Annotated in this window: 18 protein-coding genes; 8 read left to right on the top strand and 10 right to left on the bottom strand. The window is 47.9% G+C overall.

What is annotated here, in order from left to right; translation table 11 throughout:
- Positions 1–8 precede the first annotated feature (8 nt).
- The 5 genes from hlpB to addB form a co-directional block, all read right to left on the bottom strand.
- The gene (gene hlpB, locus CDO84_RS04860) at positions 9–311 is read right to left on the bottom strand and encodes an HNH nuclease-like protein HlpB (RefSeq protein ID WP_014663462.1); all 303 of its coding nucleotides are present in this window, start codon (positions 309–311) and stop codon (positions 9–11) included.
- Between the two features lie 13 nt (positions 312–324).
- Positions 325–3,717: an exonuclease subunit SbcC gene (gene sbcC, locus CDO84_RS04855; protein WP_040083511.1), complete on the bottom strand. Its 3,393-nt coding sequence runs from the start codon at positions 3,715–3,717 to the stop codon at positions 325–327.
- Positions 3,714–4,889 carry an exonuclease subunit SbcD gene (sbcD, locus tag CDO84_RS04850; protein ID WP_040083512.1) on the bottom strand — a complete coding sequence of 392 codons (1,176 nt, stop codon included), beginning with the start codon at positions 4,887–4,889 and terminating at the stop codon, positions 3,714–3,716. Before sbcD ends, sbcC begins: the two co-directional genes overlap by 4 nt.
- 71 nt (positions 4,890–4,960) lie before the next feature.
- Complete coding sequence (addA, locus tag CDO84_RS04845; protein WP_040083514.1) at positions 4,961–8,665, bottom strand: helicase-exonuclease AddAB subunit AddA; 3,705 nt, start codon at positions 8,663–8,665, stop codon at positions 4,961–4,963.
- A complete protein-coding gene (gene addB, locus CDO84_RS04840; RefSeq protein ID WP_040083515.1) occupies positions 8,652–12,152 on the bottom strand; it encodes a helicase-exonuclease AddAB subunit AddB in 3,501 nt (1,166 codons plus the stop codon). The genes addA and addB overlap by 14 nt, the downstream gene beginning before the upstream one ends.
- 183 nt (positions 12,153–12,335) lie before the next feature.
- On the opposite strand from addB, the gene CDO84_RS04835 reads away from it, so the two are divergent.
- Both CDO84_RS04835 and CDO84_RS04830 read left to right on the top strand, forming a co-directional pair.
- Entirely contained in the window at positions 12,336–12,773 is a 438-nt protein-coding gene (locus CDO84_RS04835) for a ferritin family protein (RefSeq protein WP_040083516.1), read from the top strand.
- Between the two features lie 118 nt (positions 12,774–12,891).
- Positions 12,892–13,221 (top strand): four-helix bundle copper-binding protein, encoded by a 330-nt coding sequence (locus tag CDO84_RS04830; RefSeq protein ID WP_052438172.1) that lies wholly within the window; start codon positions 12,892–12,894, stop codon positions 13,219–13,221.
- A gap of 36 nt (positions 13,222–13,257) precedes the next feature.
- On the opposite strand, the gene CDO84_RS04825 is transcribed toward CDO84_RS04830, so the two are convergent.
- Positions 13,258–14,985, bottom strand: coding sequence for an SgrR family transcriptional regulator (locus CDO84_RS04825; RefSeq protein ID WP_040083517.1), 1,728 nt, complete (start codon positions 14,983–14,985; stop codon positions 13,258–13,260).
- A 113-nt stretch (positions 14,986–15,098) separates the two neighbouring features.
- Here CDO84_RS04825 and CDO84_RS04820 point away from each other — a divergent pair, with 113 nt between their 5' ends.
- The 3 genes from CDO84_RS04820 to CDO84_RS21330 all read left to right on the top strand — a co-directional run bounded on the left by CDO84_RS04820 (position 15,099) and on the right by CDO84_RS21330 (position 17,785).
- Positions 15,099–16,301: an MDR family MFS transporter gene (locus tag CDO84_RS04820; protein WP_040083518.1), complete on the top strand. Its 1,203-nt coding sequence runs from the start codon at positions 15,099–15,101 to the stop codon at positions 16,299–16,301.
- Between the two features lie 107 nt (positions 16,302–16,408).
- Positions 16,409–17,557 carry an AbrB family transcriptional regulator gene (locus CDO84_RS04815; protein WP_040083519.1) on the top strand — a complete coding sequence of 383 codons (1,149 nt, stop codon included), beginning with the start codon at positions 16,409–16,411 and terminating at the stop codon, positions 17,555–17,557.
- The gene (locus CDO84_RS21330; protein WP_071582263.1) at positions 17,558–17,785 is read left to right on the top strand and encodes a hypothetical protein; all 228 of its coding nucleotides are present in this window, start codon (positions 17,558–17,560) and stop codon (positions 17,783–17,785) included. It begins immediately after the preceding gene.
- Positions 17,786–17,809: 24 nt separating this feature from the next.
- Here the strand turns inward: CDO84_RS21330 and CDO84_RS04810 are convergent, their stop codons facing one another.
- The 4 genes from CDO84_RS04810 to CDO84_RS04795 form a co-directional block, all read right to left on the bottom strand.
- A complete protein-coding gene (locus CDO84_RS04810; RefSeq protein WP_014663451.1) occupies positions 17,810–18,337 on the bottom strand; it encodes a MarR family transcriptional regulator in 528 nt (175 codons plus the stop codon).
- Positions 18,338–18,413: 76 nt separating this feature from the next.
- Positions 18,414–19,913 (bottom strand): monooxygenase, encoded by a 1,500-nt coding sequence (locus CDO84_RS04805; RefSeq protein WP_082033027.1) that lies wholly within the window; start codon positions 19,911–19,913, stop codon positions 18,414–18,416.
- A 180-nt stretch (positions 19,914–20,093) separates the two neighbouring features.
- On the bottom strand, positions 20,094–20,600 hold the full coding sequence (gene lepB, locus CDO84_RS04800) for a signal peptidase I (RefSeq protein WP_014663449.1): 507 nt from the start codon (positions 20,598–20,600) through the stop codon (positions 20,094–20,096).
- Between the two features lies 1 nt (position 20,601).
- Positions 20,602–21,225, bottom strand: a complete 624-nt coding sequence (locus tag CDO84_RS04795) for a TVP38/TMEM64 family protein (RefSeq protein WP_014663448.1) — start codon at positions 21,223–21,225, stop codon at positions 20,602–20,604.
- A 152-nt stretch (positions 21,226–21,377) separates the two neighbouring features.
- On the opposite strand from CDO84_RS04795, the gene CDO84_RS04790 reads away from it, so the two are divergent.
- The 3 genes from CDO84_RS04790 (at position 21,378) to CDO84_RS04780 (ending at position 23,616) form a co-directional block, all read left to right on the top strand.
- Positions 21,378–21,740, top strand: a complete 363-nt coding sequence (locus CDO84_RS04790; RefSeq protein WP_040083520.1) for a YhjD family protein — start codon at positions 21,378–21,380, stop codon at positions 21,738–21,740.
- A 209-nt stretch (positions 21,741–21,949) separates the two neighbouring features.
- On the top strand, positions 21,950–22,150 hold the full coding sequence (locus tag CDO84_RS04785) for a DUF3311 domain-containing protein (protein WP_003224377.1): 201 nt from the start codon (positions 21,950–21,952) through the stop codon (positions 22,148–22,150).
- Complete coding sequence (locus CDO84_RS04780) at positions 22,147–23,616, top strand: sodium:solute symporter family protein (protein WP_040083521.1); 1,470 nt, start codon at positions 22,147–22,149, stop codon at positions 23,614–23,616. Before CDO84_RS04785 ends, CDO84_RS04780 begins: the two co-directional genes overlap by 4 nt.
- Positions 23,617–23,625: the final 9 nt, after the last annotated feature.

Below are 23,625 nucleotides of genomic sequence, written 5' to 3'. Positions count from 1 at the left end.
CTTTTTAGTCATTTTTTCTTTTTTCGCTCATTTGATTTCTTGGTTTTGATCAGCTTTTCAGGCGGCTGTTTTCTGATCCATTTAACAAACCGGGCAAGCTCTGGATCGCTTCTGAGCTTTTCTATTCCGTTTAAGCGTACAGCGATCTCTTGATTAGTATATAAGGCATGAATTTGTTTATGGCAAGGAATACAGAGCATCGCTGTCGGCAAAAACGTTCCGCCTTCTTCTTTCGGTGTGAGATGGTGCTCTGTCAGCTGGACATCGCTCCGGCCGCACAGCTCACATATTCCGGCAGTCTGCTTTGCCATACCAGCTCCCCCTTTACATCAACTCAAGTGATACCCGTGTACCGCGGCCGCTCGGTTCAGCCGGATGGACGATCAGTTTTTTCGGAAGCCGTGCACGCAGTTCCTGCACATGGCTGATGACACCGACAGCCAGATTGTCTGACTGAAGTTTTTCCAAGGCCGTTACAACCGTATCAAGCAGATCTTGATCCAGTGTGCCGAATCCTTCATCTAAGAAAAAGAACTGGAGCGGGTATTCTCCGCGAAGCTGGATCTGGGCAGACAGCGCAAGAGCAAGTGATAGCGAAGTGAGGAAGGTTTCTCCTCCAGACAAACTGGATACCGGGCGTCTTACGCCTCCGTTCGCATTATCCCGCATCACAAAGCCGCCCTCAGAATCTACTTCGATGGCATAGCGCTGTCTCGTCAGCATGCCGAGTCTTGCTGAGGCGTCCCTCGCAACGCTTTCAAGCTGCTCCTCAGCTAAAAATTCGACGAAGGTATTGCCTTTAAACACAGCTTGCAGCTTGTCCAGCCTGTCGATATGCGTCTGCCACTTTTTCAGTTCCACTTCAATTTCTTTAAATCGTTTATGATGGTCGCGAATGACGGCCAGTGCTTTCGCAGCCGCGCCTTTTTCCTCTATAGCAGCGCCAAATGCGTCCTCAGCTTTTTGTAATGCTGCAACGGTTTCGCTCCATTCGCTCTCTGATATCGCTCTGCCATCAAGTATCTCTGCTACTCGTTTTAAGTTTGCAGCATTTTGCTTCAGTTTATCCATAAACTGGTCTATGCCGGTTTTCATCTTTTCAAGTTCATCGGCTGGGATGAGACTTTGTTCAACCTCCTCAGTCCGGGTAAAGCAGGTGTTTTTGGCATGCTCAAGCCAAGCAGATTTTGCTTTTTCCAATCTCCCCTTCGCCTCTTGAAGAGTGAGCTCGCTTGCCGAAGCGCGGCTTTTCGCCTGATTGAGGTTCATTTGGGCGCTCTGCAGTTCTTCATATAAAGATTGTTCTTTTTCCTTTAACAGCTTTAGATCCTGCTGGACAGAGCGGAGTTTGACTTGAATAGAATTTCCTTTTGCATAATCTCCAAGTTCGTTCTCATAATCAGCTATCACGCTCTTGATGCGTTCAGCGGCATAATGAAGCTCCAGTTTTTCCCGTTCAAGCCGATGCCCCGATTCCCGCAGTTTTTCCTTTTGTGCTTCATGCTCAGCAAGAAACGCGATACTCTTCTCAATTCGTTTTTCACATTCTTCTGCAGCCCGGTCCTTTTCTTCAATGGCTTGCTGCCATTTTTCTGCTTCGTCCACAGATTGATCCTGAAATGCTTCTTTGAACATGTTCAGACGGCTGTCCAATGAGGTTTGAAGCTCGGTGATGATGCTTTCAATACGGTCAGCCTCTCTTTTTTCAAAACCGATTTTTTCATTAACCTGCTCGGCCTTTTTTAAAGACTCCTGATAGGCGCCAATCATTTGTGCCATCCGTGTTTTAACAGAAAGAATGTCCTGCTTGATTCGTTTCCATTCAAATTTGGCAGTTTCAAATGCTTCATACACCGGCTGATTCTCGAAGGAAGCCGCCGCTTCAAGGTTCTGCGCTTGACTGGTCTGCAAAAACGGACACTGTTCCATAAAGCGCGCGGACTGTTCTTCAAGCGTAATTTTGGCTGAAAGAATCTCTTGGCTGAGAGCTGCTGCTTCCGTCAATAACACATCTGTCCGTTTGATGTCCTCTTCAAGATGGCTGTCGGCTTCATACGTTTCATGTACTGACGAGGATGGATCGTGATCGGTTGAACCGCAGACCGGGCAAGGCTTTCCAGCGGTCAGTTTTTGCGCTAACTCTTTTGTCAGGAGTGCCATCCTTGCTTTTTCACGCTGTAGGTGAAGCGTATGTTGATTCTTTCTAGCCTCTTCAGTCATACGTGTTAATGAGTGTTCCGCCTCGCACACCAAATGGTACACGGTTTGCACAGCCTCATATGCCTGAATGATGTTGTTTTCTTCCGCTTCCGTCCTTTGAACAAGTGTATTCTTCTCTTCATTCATCTTTTGCAGCACGTGGTTCAATTCGTCACATCGATTTTTCTCTTTTTTGATTTGCTCTTCAGTTTGCCTGATGTGCAATGCCATTTCTGCGGCCTGCTGGCAGCTTCTTCGCTCATCGGATGTCACCTGCAGGGATTTGAGCTGCAGCTTCAATTCCGTCTGTCTGTTTTGCCCTCGTGTCAGGCGGTCTGTTACGGTCTCTAATTCATTCATGACAGATTGAAGAGCCTCTTCTTTCTGCCGGAGTTCAGCCTTTTTGCGCTCTTCCTCTTGCTTGGCCTCACTCAGTTTCATTTCGATTTCCTGCAAACGGGAAAGCTGTTCCTGCTTAGTTAAAAGCTCAGGCTCTTTCTCGCTTTTATGCTGGCGCCACGCTTCATACTCTTCATGTTTTTGCTGAAAGAAAGCATTCCGGTCTTCTAAATCCTTGCGGGCTAGCGTTTGTTCCTTTTCAGCTTTCGCTTCATGCTGGATCGCTTCTGCGTATCGGTCCGCATAGGGCTTAAGAGCGGCGGCTGTTTCTGCTTCCAGCAGGCGTTTTTGCATAATGTCTACATGCGGCTGTTCTTCCGCGAGACGTTTTTTCTCTTCTTCATAAGCGGATTGTTCCTTTTGGACATTCCAAATCTCCTGATGCTCCGTAAATCGCTCTTTCGCCTGATCACGGCTCTTCCTCATCGCTTCCAGCCTGGTTTCGGCTTGTTCGAGAGCCTTTTCCGCTTGCTCAACTGCCTCTGAACTCGCCTCACCGAGACCAGACTGCTCAGCGAGCATTTCATTTTTTCTCGCGTTGGCTTCCTGTGCCTGCCGCCTCAGTTTTTTCACAAGCCTGTCTCCGTATTGCTCCAAATGAAATAAACGCTGAAGCATATGCCTGCGCTCTGCCCCTTTTAAAGACAGAAACTCAGCAAATTTCCCTTGCGGCAGCACCACCGCTCTCGTAAAATCGTCGATCGTCAGCCCCAAGAGCTCCTCCACTCTTTTATTCACTTCGCTGGCTTTATCAGCCAGCACCGTGTGCTCATCCTTGATTTCGATGAAGCGGCAAAGTGCCGTTTTCACCTTCATTTCATCCGTTCTCTTAAACACACGCTCAACTTTGTATGAGATTTGATGATTCGACTGAAGCGCAAAGGTAAAGGAAACAGACAGCGTATCTTCGGCGTGATTTAAGATTCCGTGGGTATTATTTGCCGCCCGTTCCACCTTTCCGTATAAAGCAAGCGTCATTGCGTCGAGAATCGAGGATTTACCGCTTCCTGTCGGGCCGAAAATGCCGAAAACACCAGCACCGGAAAGACCTTCAAAATCTATCGTCTGCTCCTCTCTAAAGCTGTGGAGCCCCTTAATGCTTAAGGCGATTGGCTTCATTTCGCATCCTCCTCTTCAACGCCTGATGCAAGCTCTAAAAACAGCTTCACCATTTCTTCATCCGGCACCGCGCCGCCAGTTTGTTTTTCATAAAATTTCTTAAAGCGGTCCTCGATTGAGACATGTTTAACCTCGATCCGTTCCCGGTCTTTATTCTGTTCTTCAAAAACCGGCCTGATATGGATAAAACCCGGGTGCGCCTTCCGCAGCCTGTGAATCTCTTCAAGTGACAGCTGGTCCGTGACACGGATTTCCAGGTCAATCCAAGCATTCTGATCCCTGCCTTCATCCAGCCAGCTGTACACCTCACTTAATCCATTTGCCGCTTTCCACTTCACAAGGGGCTTGCCGCTTGATAATAATACCTCACGCCAAGTGGCGTCTTCCTCCGGCTTTGCGTCCACAATCGTCACTGATTTAGCGTAGCCTGCTTCAGAAAAGCTGTAGGCGAGCGGAGATCCTGAATAACGCGCAAGCGTCCGCGCCCGCTTGATCGTTTGCGGGCGATGCAAATGGCCGAGCGCGACGTAAGCAGCACCCGCAGGCAGGCTTTCAGCAGCCACCGTGTATGCACCCCCGACTTCAATCGGCCGCTCTGAATCGGTTTGGTTTCCGCCCGCCACATAAATATGGCTGGCGGCAATCTTCACTGCATCGTTCCGGAAACGGTTTGTCATATGTTCAAACGCCTGCCTGATCTTCACGTCATAATGATCACGGAGCAGCTTTTCATCAAACGTATCGGATAGCACTTCATTCAACCGCGCTTCTGATGGATACGCCAGCGCTCCAACCGCCAAAAGCTCCCCTGCTGAGGGCACTTCAATATGAATCGGCTCTGTTGTCGGATAACCGATTAAATAAATGCCGTTTTCATGTGTCAGCGGTGAAGCGGCGGACAAACGATCAGGATTATCATGGTTTCCGGCAATGACAACGATCGGGCGCTTTCCTCTGTCACTGAGCGCAGACAGGCTTTCATAAAACAACTGCTCAGCTAAAGCCGGCGGGTTCACGGTGTCAAACGCATCTCCCGCCATTACAATGGCATCAATTTGCTCATCCTTTACAATCGTATTCAGTTCATCCAGCACATCGGCCTGCTCACTCAGCCTGCTTCTTCCTTCAAGCGTTTTTCCAAGATGCCAATCAGCTGTATGTAAAATCCGCAAATGCTTTCACCTCTCTTTTATATAGAAAACGAGACCCGCTCCGCCTGAAATCCCGGAGCTTATGGATCTCGCTATAATGTGAGAATGTGCCCTCCGTCAAAGAAATAAAGCGCACATCCCTTTACCTTTGTTTTTGCAATTTGCTCAACTGCTTTCGTGTACAGCTGAATTTGGGTATCATATCGTTTCTTCAAGATCGGGGCCGCTCCTTCAAATCCGTGTTGGAATTTGCCCTCAATCCGGTCCGACTTATAATCCAATAAATATAATCCGTCCTCAGTTTCATAGAGACAGTCAATGATCCCCTGCACTAAAAGCGGCTCATCCGCCTCGTGTGCATCAGGATAGATCTCCTTAGCCGGGAGCGCCAAGCTGAAAGGTATTTCCCGGTCCTTCCATTTCGCACCGATCAGCTGTCCCCCGATTTCTGTATGGAAAAATTGCACGATTTCTTCTATATCAATAGCGTCTTTTTGTTCTTCAGTAAGCAGCTCTTTTTCATAAAGCCTTTGAACCGTCTGCTCAGCTTCTTCTATCGACGGCACATGTGACAACGGGATATGCTGCATCACCGTATGCATGGCAGTACCTTTCTCTGCCGCTGTCAGGCCTTTTTTCATCATAAAAGCGGGACGTCTGTACAGAATGCTTCCGTCAGCCGGTTTTACAAGGGCCCTGCCGCTGTATTCATCCTCGTACTCTCTTTTTCTCTTGATCTCAGAAACCGACTGCTTTGTCCGAATTTGTGTCACCTCTTGATGCGGGTAGGTCCAGTTCAGCTGCTCGCGGGCTTTTTCATCAAATGCAAACGAGCCGGGAACTGGTTCCCCTCGGCGGATCGCTTCCAGACGTTCACTTTTTTCTTCCATTCTTTCTTCCACATCATCATCAAGCAAATCATAGGAATGAATCATTTGAACGGCAAAACGAGCTGGATGGCCTGAGATATCAGCGTGTACTGGTGTACCGTTTCCAGCCAAAGCCTCCAAGTCTCTATGTCTGGCAAGAGCCGATCCGATGAAATCTAAATATGTTTTCGCCTGATAGCGGTCAAATTCCGGAAGGAGCCAATCAGTTTGGGACGCGGATGCCTGCCATTTTGCGAGCTGTTTCTGATGATTCTTGCACGAGCCAATCAGAAACAGCTTTTCCTTCGCTCTCGTTAATGCAACATAGAGAACACGCAATTCCTCTGACAGCAGCTCCCTGCGCATTTTTTTCTTCATCGCAATGAGAGGCAGTGTCGGGTAGCTGATGCGCAATTGCGGATGAATATACTTCGTGCCGAATCCGAGCTCCTTGTCCAGCAGGTACGATTTATTTAAATCCATCATGTTAAAATTCCGGCCGAGACCCGCTGCAAACACGACTGGAAATTCGAGCCCTTTGCTGCTGTGGATCGTCATTAAGCGGACAACATCCTCCTGCTCGCTGAGCGCTCTCGCCGTACCAAGATCATCGCCCCGCTCCTGCATGCGTTCGATAAACCGCAGGAAACGAAACAAGCCGCGAAATGCCGTTGATTCATATTGGCGCGCCCTGTCATAAAGAACACGCAAATTGGCCTGGCGCTGTTTTCCGCCCGGCATCCCGCCGACATAGTCCATATATTTCGTGTCGCGGTACACTTCCCAAATCAGCTCAGATACTGAGTGGTTTTTCGAAAAGACGCGCCATTTTTGCAGATGTCCGTAAAACGTATGCAGCTTTTGATAAAGCTCATCGTTCCGGTCACCAGCAGCCAGGTAGTCTTTCATCGCTTCATAGTACGGCGCTTTTTTATTTTCAAGCCGGATCAAAGACAGCTCGTTTTCATCTGCTCCGACAATCGGTGAGCGCAGAACAGAGGCAAGCGGTATATCCTGATACGGGTTATCGATCACCTTCAGCACTGAAAGCGCGACGGCGACTTCGACCGCTTCGAAATAGCCTGACGTTAAATTGGCGTAAACCGGTATGCCCTGTGCTCTCAGCTCTTCCATGATTTGCGGAGCCCACGGCATGGAGCGGAGCAAAATCACAATATCTCGGTATTGAATATTGCGATGTGTTTTCGTTTTTCCGTCATACACCTTAAATGGCGATGAAATCAGCTTGCGAATTTCCTTAGCGATGGCTTTGGCCTCAAACTGCACGGTTTCAAGCTCTTCTGCTTCCTCGTTTGCATCCGTATCTTCTGCGTTGTCGATCAGCAGCAGCTCCGTTTCCGTCTCGTCATTGTCCGGATACGCTGCACCAAGCTTCAGCTCAGCCTGCTCGTCATAATCGACCTCACCGATTTTGCCGCCCATCAGCTGTTTAAATAAAAAGTTTGTGCTGTCTAATATATCTGAACGGCTTCGGAAATTTTTATTCAAGTCGATTTTCCGTCCCGTGCCTTCCCCGCTCTCTGTAAACCGTTTGTATTTAGAGAGGAAAAGAAGCGGCTCCGCAAGCCTGAATCGATAAATTGACTGTTTGACATCGCCTACCATAAACAGGTTGCCAGTCTCCTCCGGCCCGCTTGTGACGAGCTGCAGAATCGATTCCTGTACGAGGTTGGTATCCTGATATTCGTCAACGAGCACCTCATGAAACTGCTCCTGATAAAACCTTGCAGCCTCGCTCGGCTCATATTCACCTTTGTCATTCTGAGCTGTCAAAATCGCTAAACAGTAATGCTCCAAATCAGAAAAATCGATGATTGATTTTTCCTGCTTCGCGGCTTCGAACCGTTTTCCATAGCTGATAACAAGCTGTACGAGCGTTTCAATGACAGGCTTCATCTCGGTTAGGCTTTTCAAGTGCTGTTCAGGACTTCTCGTAAAGTAGTCGGTTTTGAGCTTTTCGAGCAGTTTTTTTGCGCCGTTCCTCAAATCTGTCGCCTCTTCAAGGAGCGCCGGATCGAACTCATCCCCTTTTACTGCTTTGGCACGCTTAAAAGCGACGGCTGGCACACGACGATATAGTTCACTAAAATCGTCCTGGTGCTGAATCAGTTCATCAATCTGCGCTAGATCATCAAGAAAATTGTCAGCACGCGGCGCCGGGCCGCCCGGCGCTTTCGTCAGCTCAAGCGCGCGCAAGAGCTTTTCCTTCGCCCCGTTAAGCACCATTGCAATATCCTCTTTGACATATTGATAGAACGGTAGCTCCTCGATGGCGCTCTTTTCTGGTACATCATACAAATGAACAAAGCTTTCCAGCCACGCCTCCGGGTTGGGATGGGATCGGGAATACTCGTACACTTGTTTAACGAGAAATTGGAGATCCAGATCGTGCCGGTCTGTCGTGTAGCGGTCAACAAGCTCAAAAAACGCCTTTTCGCCCTTTGCGTATTCGTCTTCAAACAGCTCGTCAAGCACTTCATCCCCAAGCAGCTCGCCTTCCGTCTGATCAGCTATCCGAAAACCCGGATCAAGATCGATCAAGTAGTAATATTTTTTCAGCACTTGCAGGCAAAAGGAATGAAGCGTCGAAATGCTGGCCCGGTTCAAAAGAGAAAGCTGCCGTCTGATATGCAGCGAGCCGGGGCTTTGTACAAGCTCTTTTTCCAAGGCATCCGCAATTCGGTGTTTCATCTCTGCCGCTGAGGCGTTTGTAAATGTCACAACAAGAAGGCGGTCTACATCAATTGGGTTTTCCTCTGCGGTGATTTTCCGAATCATTCGTTCAACGAGCACAGCGGTTTTACCAGAGCCCGCAGCCGCTGCCACGAGAATATCCTGGCCGGTTGAAACAATGGCATTCCATTGGTCATCTGTCCATGTGCTATCTGCCGGTTTAGGAATGTTCATTGCCATCCGCCTCCTTTTTTATCCACTCAAGTATCGTCTTGTCTTTTTCAGCTTTTAATGGGCGATACTCGTTTTCCTCTAGTGATTCATCAAATTGGCACACTGATTTGAACGCACAGTATGTGCACGGTGTCTTGTTCTTCATTTTGTACGGCTCAATGGATACGCGGCCGTCGGTAATTTGTTCGCCTGCTTCTTGGAAGGTACGGCGCACATGCTTTGTCAAAAGGTCAAATTCCTTTTCCCCGACTGCTGCCGAGTCTGATCTGAGAGAGCCGTCTTTTTTCAAGCCGGCGTTGATGATATTTGACCGTCCCTCTTGAAGGGTTGTATCCATGAGGCGAACCACTTCCTGATCGCCGAGGAGCAGGCCCTTCATTTTAAATTTCTTAAAAATCTCCTGTTCAATCTCGTCAAGCCCGAGCGGGAGATTAGATTGAATCATCGGATCATGAATATGGAAATACAGCACTCCTGCAGGCGTTGCCCTCATTCCGAGCCAGTCGGCTGAATGTGTAATCGATAAATCAAGGTACGTCAGCATTTGCAGCGCCAATCCGTAATATACTTCCGCTAAGTCAAGCCCTTTATCGCTTGATTTATAATCGACAATTCTGAGGAGCAGGCCTTTTGAGCTTTCAGCTTTATCCACACGGTCAATACGCCCGACGAGCTCCATCGTACAGCCGTTTTTCAGTTGAAAGGTCAGCGGCGGAAGCGGCCCTTTTCCTCCAAAGCCCAGTTCCAGCCCGATCGGTACGAATCCGCTCGCTTTCGCATGCTCGCTTAAAATACCGGACACACGCGTCACAATTTTTTGCAGTTTTTCCTTTACATAATAATGCCGGTTTGAGCTGAGCAAAATTTCCTTTTGCAGTTTCGGTGCCAACCGCTCTACCGCATCATAAGAAAACAGCTCGCACTGCTCTTTCGTTAAATCTCTCCAATCCAGCTTTTGCTCACGCAGCCTGTCTGAAATCAGCTTTAAGCTGGAATGAAACAGCTGGCCAATATCCGGCGCTTCAAGCTTGAAAAATTGCCGTTCCTTCAGATGCAGCCCGTGTGACGCAAAATGGGAAAACGGACATGCGTTAAAGGTTTCCATTCTCGATACGCTGCCCTGAATGCGTTCACCATAGAGCTGTCTTGACACACTGCGTTCAAGCTGCTTCACTTCATTCCGGAAAAACAGGCTTGAGAACAGCTTTTTCGATTGCAGCCTGTCCGGCTCACTCATCAGCACATTGTACGTGCTCCACCAGACGTCGCTGATGTCATATTCCCGGGTCCATAATCTGAGCTGACTCGCAGTAAAGGACTGTGCCACGCTTTGATTGACAACATACTTCAGCTGTTCCTCATCGCTGACCTGCTCAGGTTCATTTGTCAACAGGCGCTCCTTATGATGCGGAAACAGTTCTTCCAGCCGTTTAACGACAATCGACGGCAAAAGCGTTTTTCCTTCCGCATCTGCAATCGGATACGATACATAAAGCCGGTCAGACGGACTTGAAAATGCCATGTAGATGAGGAAATGCTCATCAAGCAAACGCTCCCGTCCGCCTGAGGAAAGCTCAACCCCGATCGTTTTCAGCCATTCCCGGTCATCATCCGACAGAACCCCGTTTTCATCAGGGCGTGCCGGCAGAACGCCGTCGTTTGCCCCGAGCACAAAGGTACAGGATGTGCCATACATTCTGGACAAATCCATATTGCCGACAAACACCTGGTCAAGCGCAGGCGGAATAAGCGAAAATGTAAGCGACTCCGCGCCGGCTTCTATCATTTGCTGAAACAAATCAAGAGAAATCTCATCATCTCCCATCATTTCAACAAACTCCTCAAGCAGCTGAATGACTGCGTCCCACGCCTGCTGATGCTGCTGCGCTTCAATGATTCTGCCGTCTTCCTCAGCACGCTGCCTTTCCTGATCCAGCTTCAGCGGCACCTCCGTCTCTTCTAAATAGCGATAGAGCGCCTCCGCCTTCTCATGTACCGTCTTTGCTTTTTTCATTCGTTTTTGAAGCTGAAAAAGCGGCGGAACAATCCAATCGCGGGTGTCATTCAACATGTTTTCCATTTCGATTTCCTGATCGGTCTGCGCGAAATCATCATCCAATGATACAAAGCGCCTATATTGGAAACGGTCGCCCTTTGTCCAGCGGTCGCCTTTGATCCCATAAGCGATACAGTAATTTTCGAGCTGATCGACCTGTTCTCTCACTTTGGCCCTCGGTTCATTGAGCGGGAATAGCAGTTCGGTTTTCACACAGCGAAACACCGCTTCATAACGCCAATTCCCTTTCAGAACATCAAGGCTTGACCGGATAAATTCGATTAACGGATGGTTCAGCATAGATGCTTTTCCGTCAATGAAATAAGGAATCTCGTAATCTGCGAAAACTTCCTTCACCATATCCTTGTAGTCTTCCGGCTGGCGCGCAAGAATTGCTACATCCTTATAGCGATATCCTTTCTCTCTGACGAGGGCGTGAATTTCCCGGGCAATACCTTCCAGCTCAGCTCGTCTGTTCGCGGCCTGCATTACAGTCAGTGCTTCTTGTTTTTCTGCGTAAGGAACGGCCGGACGCACTTCATACTGCGCCTCTAGATGGGCCAATTCAGGTGTCTGTGTATGCCGCTCAGTCCCACTCAGCTCTTTATACGTAATGTCTAAATTCAGTTCCTTCGCCTTCTGATGCAGGCGGTAATAGGTTTTCCCCGTCATTCTGAACAATTCCAGTTCATGCGGCTCCCGCTCATATGACGGCTTGTCCGCTGTGAACGAAAACGTGATGTGCTCTGCATGAACCATAAGCTGCTCCAGCACCCTGAATTCCTGCGGTGTAAACTGATAAAAGCCATCCACATAGATATGCGCGCCTTTTACATCTTCCGCAAGCGGGATATGCTCTGCCAGCAATGTCAAATAATCCTCAGAGTGAAGATATTGATCTGCGAGGCTTTTTTCCATTTGCTGATACAGAATCGATAAGTCATGGAGCTTTTCAGATAACACACGTTCTCCGCGATATTCGGAAGCCGTTCCGCTTTCCGCCATCCGGCGGATATCCTCCGGTTCCAGACAATACCGCTTAAACTCTGTCAGCATCCGCTCAACCTGTGCGGTAAACCCGTTTTTGTCACTCGCTTTTTGATAGACTTTGAACTCCTGTTTATGCTCCTCAATGAGCTTCCGCAGGAGCATTTGTACGCCGGTGCTTGTCAGAAACGGCCTGCTCATTCCTCCCGTATGCTGAAGGACGCGCCAGGCCAATCGTGAAAAGCTGAACACTTGAGCGCGTATCATCCCGCCCATATCTGGCGTTTTAGCAAGCTCATATTCCATTAAAAACGTCATTTGATCCGGGACTAGAAAAATGATTGGCTTCCCGAATGGAGCCCGGCGTAATTCATCCTGAATGCTGTTGATGATCAGCTTCGTTTTTCCACTCCCGGACCTGCCTACTAAAAACTCTGCTCCCAAATTAGAAGACCCCTCTCTTTTTATCTTTATATATTTTATCGAATGTTGACGAAAATGACCAATCTGATCTATTGGTAAAAACGGCCTTTTCACATATAAAAAGCTGATTATCCCCGCACATCTCTCCTTGCCCAACATATACTTTTACAGAAGCCCAATTCCTAGGAATGGAGTTGAATCCTCTTGCATTACAGTTACTATCCCTATCCGGTGCCGTACCGGGAAGATCCTGTTTTGATTCGGAATTTGCAGAAGGCCATCAACGGAGAATTCAGTGCAATTCAATGCTACCGCAGGCTTGCCGAACTAGCCCACCGCGATGAAGTCAGAAAACAGATTGAAGAAATCAGACGTGACGAAATCCGCCATCTTCGTGAATTTTCCACACTGTACGGATCGATTACCGGCAAGCACATCATGCCGAAACAAACGGAAGAGTGCCCGGACCATTTCACGAGAGGACTGGACGCCGCTTTTAAAGATGAACAAGAAACCGTCGACTTTTACTTGCGTGCAGCCGAGGAAACGTCAAACTTAAAAGCGAAAGGCGTCTTCACGCGCGCCGCACGTGATGAACAAAATCACGCTGTCTGGTTCCTATACTATCTGGCCAAACGTTAGATATACCCGTTTTAGGGTATATGTACATATCTCCTCAGCTAAAAACACATTCCTCCGTTTTTTTCAAATATAGCCGGGAAACATAAAACCATACACTGCCAAACAGGGGGAATCAACCATGGAGCAATATTCAGAAGCTTGTATTGAGGCTTGCATCGATTGTATGGAGGCTTGCAATCATTGTTTTACAAAATGTTTGGAAGAAAGCGCGCACCACGATCTCAGCGGCTGCATCCGGCTTGACAGGGAATGCGCGGATATTTGCGCCCTGGCAATCAAAGCCATGCAAACGAACAGCCCGTTTTTGAAAGAAATTTGTGCACTTTGCGCCGATATTTGTGAAGCGTGCGGCACTGAATGCGAAAAGCATGATCACGATCATTGTCAAGCATGTGCGAAAGCCTGCTTCGCCTGCGCTGAACAATGCCGCAGCATGGCGGCGTCTTAAAAGACGGAGAGGGTTCAATGATTGAACCCTCTCTTTTTATTTGAACAGCCACACGGAGTACAAATCAATCCATCCCTCTTCATCAAGCACCAGGCCTTTTACATTGTTACTTGATGTCACCTGTAGCACATTTTGATACAGCGGAATTGCATTCAGCTCCTGTGTAAGCTGACGGTCAATGTCACGCAGGATATTCATTCTCGAACAGCGGTCAGGCATGGAAAACATCCGCTCTATCATTCCCGAGCAGAATTGTGTCAGCTTTTCAGATAGATGCTGGCACAAGAAACTGTTCTCCGACAGCAGCAAATGCAGAAAACCAAACTCGGTATCTTGATAAAACGTCGCACTGTCATGAATGATATCCGCCATCTGCACGACTTCCGGCCGTCGCAGATCATCAGCATCACAGAATCGAAGTGTAAGCTTGATCCCGTGTTGGGCGCACATATTTTGAATCCATTCGGCGTCCTCACGATGATCCGTTTCCGAAAAGGTATACAGCACCATTGTTTCGCCCTCGTATCCGCTTTTCTTCAACAATTCAGATGGCGTAACGCCCTCTAACTCAAAAGAACTCGGATGCCAAAACGACGTAACCGGGATTCTTCGGTGCCCTCCCGCTTCACGAACGAGCCGTTCAGAGGAAATCAACAGCCGGAGCGCTTTTCTAAAGCTTCGGTGCTGAAGAGGCCCCTTCTTTTTCAGATTGAGCGACAAATACTGGACATGCCGCTCATCAAAAACAGTTTGCTGCTCAGGACATGTTTGTTTTTCTTGAATGGTAAATCCGTTCATCTCACCGGCTTGTTCAGAAAACACAAACTCCACGCGATCCAAATAGGGGCGCCCCTTAAAGTAGCGCTCATAGGCTTCAAGCACAAGCATCCAGCCGTGATGCTGATTCACCCGAAAAGGCCCTGTTCCATTGATCCCGCCGTCCTGTTCGGCCGACAATATGGACAGCCGTTCGTCACAAAGAGCATACGGCAAAAACTCATTCGGCTTATCAAGTATGATCTCCACACAATAAGGGCCCTTTTCTAAGACTTGTTTCACTCCGTGCAGCAGCCATTTATACGGGTTGTCAGCCAGTTCCAAAAAGCGCTGAAACGTAAACGCAACGTCCCGCGATGTCAGCAGCTGCCCATTATGAAACGACACACCTTTTCGAAGAAAAAATCTCCACCGTTTTTTTCCCTCCTCTTCCCATCCATGAACCAAATGAGGCTTCGGCTCCTGCATATCCGGATCAAACGTGAGAAGCGTATCAAATATCTGTTTGACGAAATGGCCCTCAGACCGCAAAAATATTTGGCATGGATCAAAACTGCTGGCAGATTCAGGGGAGATGAACATCCGGAGAACATCCTTTACCCCGTCCCGGCCGGACTCTGTCACAAAACCAAATACCTCAGAAAACCACATACCATATTCATTTTGAAGCTCCGGAAACGCGGACTGATACTGCTGAAGCAGCTCCTGTGCCTTTTTAAGCTTTCCAGCCATGGTATATTCCTTGGCAGTTTGAAGAAGCAGTTCCTCAGGCCTCCGAAGAAACGCGATTTTTGATTTACGCCCACGCCCCGCCCCGCTTTCCCGGGTAATCCAATTGCTGTTCTCCATCTTATGTAAAATGAGCTTTGCATTTCTTTCCGTACAAAATAAACTGGCGGCAATCTCAGTGAGCGTCATTTCGTTCATTTGCCCATACTCAACCCGTCCTGTTTTTACAAGTGCCACGTAGTGCTCAATTAGCTTCAATCCCCGCACCTCCCGACAAAAGGGGAACTTTTATCTCTTCTTTTCTTCACTTTTTGGGTCGCCGCCCCTTCTATACACTACTACTATATCAAACACCGAAAGGCGGCGATCACATGCTGACCAGCTTTCAATCTATTAAATCAAGATATACCGCTCCCGTTTGGCTCCGCTTTTTCGGCGAAATGCTGACAAGCCTGACAGGTGCAATGATGGGACCTTTTATGGTGCTGTATCTGCATGAACAATTAAACGGCAATGTCATGATGCCAATGCTGATCATCAGCCTTCAGCCATTTTCTGATCTTTTCCTGACGCTCGCTGCCGGACGGGTGACGGACCAGCTTGGTCGGCGTACAGCGATTTTGATCGCATTGCTTCTGCAATCATCTGCAATGACAGGGTTTGTATTTGCTGAGCATGCGTATGTTTTCGCCATTCTTTATGTCGTGAATGGCATCGGAAGATCGTTATACATTCCCGCTTCCCGCGCCCAAATCGCTGAAAACACGCCAGAAAGCAGACGTTCGGAAGTATTTGCGGTCATCAACGCGATCTATTCAGCCGGCCTGACGGCAGGGCCGCTGCTCGGAATGCTCCTGTACAAACAAAATCCTGAATGGATATTCGCTTTAGATGCCGCAGCCTTGTTCATCTACTTTCTGGCAGCTGCATGGAAACTTCCTGAGACAAAGCCGCAAAACACAGCTGTGACACAGGAAAAGTCTGCGAGCTTTACGATATACAGGCCCGTCCTGCTTCTTTTGCTGCTTTCTCTCCCCATCAGCATGTTATATGCGCAAACAGAAACAACATACCGACTGTTCAGCAAAAATATGTTTTCTGATTATCTGTCCATGCTGACCATCTACTCAGCAGCAAAGGCTTTATTCAGCTTTGTTTTCCAGGTTCCTCTTGTCAAAGGGACTGAAAAGCTTACAATGAAAACGATTCTTTTCATTACTTATATCTGCTACTCCCTTGCGGCTGCAGGCTTTGCATGCTCAACATCCCCGACAATGCTTTTAGTGACGGCAGCGGTGATGACGGTTGGCGAAAGCATCGGATTAACTCACATCCAGACCTTCATCTCAAAATTGGCACCGCCTCATTTGCTTGGCCGGTTCTATGCTGTCTATGGTCTGCATTGGGATATATCCCGCTCAATCGGACCGCTCGCGGGCGGGCTGATCCTGACATCGTTTGGCGGAGAAGTGATATTTTACGCCCTTGCCGTGTGTCTGCTGGCAGCGGGTTTATGCCTGACTTACACAATAGAGAAGCTCGAACATAATGTCATAAGAAAAGTGAATCACTAATAGAAAATAATTCATAATTTCTTTATCAACAAAAATATACTATAGTTATAAATACATTCACTACGTGAACAATTGGAGTGTTACGCGAAAAGGAAGAAGGGTTTACATTGAAGAAAGACGAAAATCTCCTCAAAGATCTATGGTTTATCGCAATCAGTGCAGCCGGGGGGTTTATTCTTTCATTAACCGGAATATCAATTGGATGGATGATCGGAACGCTGATTGTCGCCTGCTGCCTCGCCATGATACGGCCGGCATGGCTGATGATGGCACCAGACCAAAAAGGAATTAACCGACGATGGCTCGCCCTCGGGCAGATGATCCTCGGCATCGAATTGGGCCAAAAGCTGAATTTATCCGTTCTCTCTGTTCTCAAAGACCATTGGTTTTCAGTCGGCGTTATGCTGATATTGTCTATCCTGCTGGCCATGCTGTCAGGATATGTGCTTTGGCGTTTCAGCAAAACGGATATGATGACTAGCTTTGTCGGCACAGCTCCCGGCGGGCTTTCCGCTATGCCGAGCATCGCACAGGAGGTCGGCGCCAACACCGCCATTGTCAGCCTCGTGCAAATGATGCGGGTACTGCTCGTGGTCCTTTCCATTCCGTTTTTGGTTATCATGATCTATACAAAACAAGACAGTTCCACAAGTGCTGTAGCAGGGCTTTCTTCAGCAACGACAGATTTTAGGCTCGCTCCCGTTTTATGGACCGTCATTCTGATTCTCGCTGCCTGGGGAGCCTGTAAAGCGGCGAAATGTTTAAAATTTCCGGCTCCATGGCTGCTTGGCAGCATGCTTGGTGTAGCAATTGTACATGTTGGCGGAGCTGCGGCGATAGGGCACGACATGACGGCATGGTGGCCGTCACAAGCGAACCATGTATCACAAGTATTTCTCGGGGCAACGATCGGCTCTAAAATGTACAAAAGCATGTTTGCCGGCGTCACCCGAATTATCATCGTCGGGTTTATCTCATCCGTCGGTTTAATCGCAGCTATGTTTTTGAGCGCCGTGATCGTTTCCGAGCTGACAGGAATCTCGCTCATCACCTCTGTTCTGGCATTTGCGCCCGGCGGGATTGCAGAGATGGCGACGACGTCAGTTACATTACATGCTGATTCCACCTTTGTCGTTGCGGTTCAGGTCATCCGCGTCATCCTTGTCATTGCCCTGCTGCCGCCGTTTTATCGTCTGCTTCACCATCTTCATGGTGAAAAAAAAGGAAAAGAGAGCTCGATCAGCAGCAATGCATAATTGGAAACAAAATCCTTCCATGATACACTTATAGCAGATGGGGAAGGAGTGACTCTTTTGCTGCGCGACAATCCAGAGAAGGCAATGCACTTATATTATGGCATATGCTTAGGAATCTGGCTGATTTATAATTTGGTGGCAACCGGCTCCCCCGGACTGCCGCTTACGATTTTAGTCGGAGGAAATTTGATTTACCTCACCATCCTGAAAAAGAAAGAAAAAACGTAAAACACGCACCGCAGTGCGTGTTTTTTATTTGAAAATGCCGGGAAGGCCTCCTTCAATTTCTTCTGACGTCGGATACCATTTTGTCACCAGATCACGAAACAGCCGTTCCGCAAAAAGAATTTCCTCCTCGGTATAGCGGTCAAAAAATGACAGAAAACGCTGTTCAGCCTTCTGATGATAATATTTGTGCAAATTGTGCAGCTTTTTTCCAGCAGGCGTCAATCGGAAGTAGACCTCCTTTTTATTATCGCTGAGCTGTGTTCTGTGCAGGAAGCCTGCGCCGAGCAATTTTGTGCTGATGCGTGATACAGTCGCTTTTGTCGTATTCATTTTTTCTGCTATCGACGTGACATTGATTGGTTCATTGTCCCCGACACAGGACAGAACATGAATTTCTGTCATCGTCAATTGAGATTTACTCCCGTGCTCTACATCCAGCTTCCTCAATTCGTCGGATAAAAAAGCTTTAATAAGCCCCTCCCATTTCTCCTGCTGATGAATGAGCTCCGCATACAATTCAAAAAGATTACGTTTCGTATGATCTGTGTTCATCGGGTTTTCCATCCTTTTTCATTCGATTGTTTCTTCTATCATACCGTTTTGTTACAGATGAAACAATCGAATTGAATTATACTTGGCTGGTGACGGAAAACCAGCGGCTGATCCCTTTTTGAATCACCTCGGCACAATCGGGCGCTGATGCATCTACCGCCCAGGCTACATGTCCATCAGGACGAATCAATATGGTATGCACATCCCGCAACTTTTCATTCGGTTCTGCAAGCGAGGCGTTTACCGTTCGTAAGCCTTTCACATTGATATGATCATCAGCTTTCTGCATCAACGACAGCAAAACGAATGTCCCGTTTCGGAGAAGGCTGTACAGCCATTCCGAACTGGCGTCGGAAAGAATCAGCTCCATATCAGGGAGCCTTGCCCCATTCAAACGATGCGGCGGCATGATGAGATCAGCTTCATATCTGACATCGAGCGCAGAAATTTGCCCCGCTACATATCGATTCACATCAGGGAAGGCCAGCAGCTCCGACATCATCCCCCGCAAATGGAGGCCTGCTTGAGTAAAATCAATCAGCCTTGTCTGTGCCTCCGTGTTCCTCAAGAGCCCTTCAGCTGCCGGGTGCCGCTCGTCATGATAGCTGTCCAAAAGCCATGAAGGCGCAGAGCCCTTGATCGCCGCCGCCAGCTTCCACCCAAGGTTCATCGCATCCTGAAGGCCGACATTCAATCCTTGTCCGCCCGCTGGAAAATGAATATGTGCGGCATCACCTGCTAGGAAGATTCTGCCGTTCCGATACCGTTTTGCTTGGCGCGCGGCGTTTCCGAACCGCGACATCCACGAAGGGTCGGTTAAACCGAAGTCAGTCCCGCAAATTCGCAGAAGGTCAGCTTTCAGCTCCTCCTCAGTCACCGGCACATCTTTCGGCGTTTGTGTGCGATAAGGGCTGACGACAACTACACGGTATTGGCCTGGTGATAACGGAACAATCATAGCACCGCCCTCTTTTGTGCAAAGGGACAGTACTCCTGACGGCGGCGGAGAAAGGAGCACCACATCTCCAAGCGCAGCGGTGACAGTACTGTCTGTTCCCGGAAACTCAATTCCAGCCTGTTTCCGAACGGTACTTCCACCGCCATCGGCACCAACGGCAAACTTACTTGTGATCGTCCGTACACTGCCGTCCCGATCCTTAAAAATCGTTTGCACCGCTTCCCCGTTTTGCGTTACCGCGAGCGCCTCTGCACCCCGAAACACCTCTGCACCCAGACGTCGTGCATGATCTTCAAGCAGCTTTTCTGTTTTGGACTGCGGGAGCAAAAGCGTGTAAGGGCAACTCGTATCCAAGCCTGAAAAATCCAGACGGGTATCCAGCATTGAAAAATGTCCGGAAGGTATCTTGCTTCCCTTGGATACGAACCGCTCTAAAATCCCTCTCATCTCAAGGAGCTCCAGCGTTCGGGGATGCAATGTCAACGCTTTGGAATGTGGAACAGGTTTTTCAAGCCGTTCAATCACACATGTTTTCACCCCGGCCATCGCAAGCTCAGAAGCCAGCATAAATCCGACCGGCCCTCCACCTATAATCACTGCTTCATATTTCATCATCATTCACCACTCCTTTTGTTTCATAAAAAAACGATTAAAACCCAATAAAAATGGACCTTCAATCAAAAAGTATACGAATATTGTTACACTCGTAACAATATTGATTATAGCTCCTTACAAATTTTTCTTCAACACATTTTTCCAAACGGCATACAAAAAGACGCCTCTTCAATTAGCGTCTTTTTATTCGGCATCAGAAATCACACCGACAATATTTTTTTCTCTTATCGGACCAAAATGCCGACTGTCGAAGCTGTATATGCGATTATCTCCAACGACAAAATATTTTCCTTTCGGCACCTTGCTGGTTCCCGTCACATCTTTCAAAGAAAAATCACCTGTTACATGGCTTCCGGCAGAAACGGATTTTAAATGCTTCAAAAATGGCTCAGCAACCTGCTTTCCGTTCACATACAGCTGATCATCCTGATATTTGATCGTTTCACCGGGCAAGCCGATCACCCGTTTAATCAGCACTTTATGATCAGGGCCTTTAAAAAGAACGATGTCAAAACGATGGATGGTTTTAAATCGATGTGAAAATTTATTGACCAACAATTCGTTCCCTTCCTGAAACGTCGGGTTCATACTGACACCTTCTACCTTGTAATCAATAAAGACGGCATTTTTAACCTGAATGGCGAGAACGACGGACACTACACCGGCAAGAAACAAAAACCGTTTTTTCATGTTACTGTCTCCCTCCATCATGCTCACGCTGACTGGCTCTTACATGCAGATGCCGCTCCACCTTTTTGCCGACATACCATAAGACAGTGATCACCAATACGGCGATGACCGTTCGAATCGGCTGTGTAATCAGCGCGTGCAGATCATATCCGATGAAGCTGATCATAAAAATCATGACAAGCTTCCCTGAGGCTGCCGCCAAAATAAACGGCCGCGTTCCGATCCTTGACAAACCGGCAACAACATTCACCGCGGCTGACGGTGTAAATGGAAAACAAAGCAGAAGAAACATGGGGCCGAAGCCGTGTCTTTCCACCCATAACATCAGCTTTCTGACAGACGGATGACTGCGGATAAATCCAAGCAATTTTCTCTGTCCGTATTGACGGACGATCAAAAATACGAGAATGGAACCAGCAGTTGATCCCGCCCAGGACAGGATGAATCCTTCCCATAAGCCAAACGAGTTCGTATTCGCCACCACAAACACGATCAGCGGCAAAAACGGGAGAAACGCTTCAATTAAAGGCAGCAGCACAGCTATGAGCGGACCGAAAGCCCTATAGCTTTGAAATAATTCAGTTAAATGTTCTTGTGTCAAATAGGATAAAAAATGCTCCAACATTTATACTCCTTACCAGGTTTGTCTATCCTTATTCTACACATTATCAGCAGAAAACTAAAAAGTTTTGGTGTTTTTTTCTGTCTTGAAACATTTCACCAGCCGATATAGAATACAAATAGAACAAATGTTCCCTTTAGAAAGAAGGAGTCAACATGCCGAATCTGCAAGAGGAAATATACGATTTAATTGAACGTGCTCTCTTTTTGCCCATGGCCATTACGATTTTTAACCGTGATCTCGCCGCAATTGAAAAAAGCACATTAAAATTGAAGCATCCTTATAAACAGCTTATCAGCGAATCATTAAAAATAGCACAAAAGGATTTGATAGAGGTCAGAAAAGAACTGAGGAAGAGGAAAATTGCGATCCGCGAGATGGAACGCGATGAGGCGTTTACGCTCTATGTATTTGTCATGGACGGTTATGAAGAAAAGCACCGCTATTTTAATCCCCGAATCCGTGAGCAGGTCAGCGAATTATTAACATACTATCTATTTGCCCCGGACAGGACCTGAGCCTTTTGAACCATATTGTCCGTTCCCTCTTCGGGGCGATCCTGATCATAAATTTCAGACAATTCACACTATACAAACAAAATAAATTTATTTATAATTCGAACCACAGCCTTTCACCCCGAAATATGACATGTACTGCCATATTGACGACACCATTTTCAGTACGGTCGGGCTTGTACACCCCCAACCCTAATGAGAAGGAGGATTTTATGAAACTGATTCACGTTCTCGCCGCGTTGCCCTTTATCGGAATCTTACTCGGCATCCCTTTTGCAAATAAAGTGACCCCCTATGTGTTCGGCATGCCTTTTATCCTTGCCTATATTGTGATGTGGGCTCTTTTGACCTCTGCACTGATGGCAATTGTGTATGTCCTCGACAAGGAAAATAAAAAGGAGGAAGCAGAATGAACGCAGCTCTCATCATCATTTTTGGCGTCCTGCTCTTGAGTATTTTTCTCGGTATACGCGCCCAAAAAGGAAAAGACATGAATCTGGAGCAGTGGACGGTCGGAGGACGCGGCTTCGGAACTGTGTTCGTCTTCCTTTTGATGGCAGGCGAAATTTACACTACTTTTACGTTTCTCGGCGGCAGCGGCTGGGCCTACGGAAAGGGCGGTCCAGCCTTTTATATCATCGCCTACGGATGCCTGGCCTACATCCTGTCTTACTGGCTTCTTCCGGCAGTTTGGACGTACGCGAAACAGCATAAACTGATGTCGCAGTCTGATTTTTTCACAAAAAAATACAACAGTCCGCTGCTTGGCATTCTCGTTTCACTGGTCGGCATCGCCGCACTCATTCCCTATCTTGTACTGCAGCTGAAAGGCCTCGGGCTGATTGTATCAGAAACCTCGTACGGCAAAATCACCCCGACCGCCGCCATCTGGATCGGTGCCATTTCCATTACGGTTTATGTTATGGTTTCCGGCATTCACGGGTCAGCTTGGATATCGGTTGTGAAGGACATCATGATTCTGGTTGTCGTTCTGTTTTTAGGTGTGTATTTGCCAATTCATTACTACGGCGGATTTCAAGACATGTTTCAGCAGATTGAAACGGCAAAGCCTGGCTTTCTTACGCTGCCCGAAACAGGACAAAGTACGGCGTGGTTCAGTTCAACCGTACTCTTGACAGCGCTTGGATTTTACATGTGGCCTCACACGTTTTCCGCTTCGTATTCAGCTGAAAATCCAAAAGTCTTTCGCAAAAACGCCATCATCATGCCTTTGTACCAGCTGGTCCTGCTCTTCGTCCTTTTCGTTGGCTTCGCGGCTATCCTGCAAGTTCCAAATCTGAAAGGCGCAGACGGGGATTTATCGCTTTTGAGACTGTCCCTGCAAGCATTTGACCCATGGTTTGTCGGAATTATCGGTGCTGCCGGACTGCTGACAGCACTTGTGCCAGGCTCTATGATCTTAATGTCCGCCTCCACGCTGTTTGCAAAAAATGTGTACAAGGTAATCGCGCCCCGCACGACGGAACAGCAAGTATCGGCGCTTGCTAAGTTTTTAGTGCCGGTGATCGCGCTGATTTCGGTGTATTTTACCTTCAAAGGCGGGAATACCATCGTTACGCTGCTTTTGATGGGCTACAGCCTTGTCACACAGCTATTCCCCGCCCTTTTGTTCAGCCTGTTCAAGCATAATATGGTGACAAAGCAGGGCGCCTTCGCCGGCATTATTGCAGGTGTTGGAGCAGTTACTTATATTACAATGACGGAAACGACGATCGGCACTTTATTTCCGGCGCTGCCGCAAGCCGCAAAAGACTTGAATGTCGGCATCGTCGCCCTGCTTTTGAATATCATGGTCATGACGGCAGTCAGCCTTATGACAAGGAAGGCGAAAAGCGCTGCGGCCGATCAGGCGGCTTAAGCAATAGAA

The sequence above is a fragment of the Bacillus sp. MD-5 genome (assembly GCF_002201875.1).
GTDB classification, from domain to species: domain Bacteria; phylum Bacillota; class Bacilli; order Bacillales; family Bacillaceae; genus Bacillus; species Bacillus stercoris.
The sequence above is the reverse complement of the archived record's forward strand: the minus strand, read 5'-3'. Positions and strand labels throughout refer to the sequence as shown.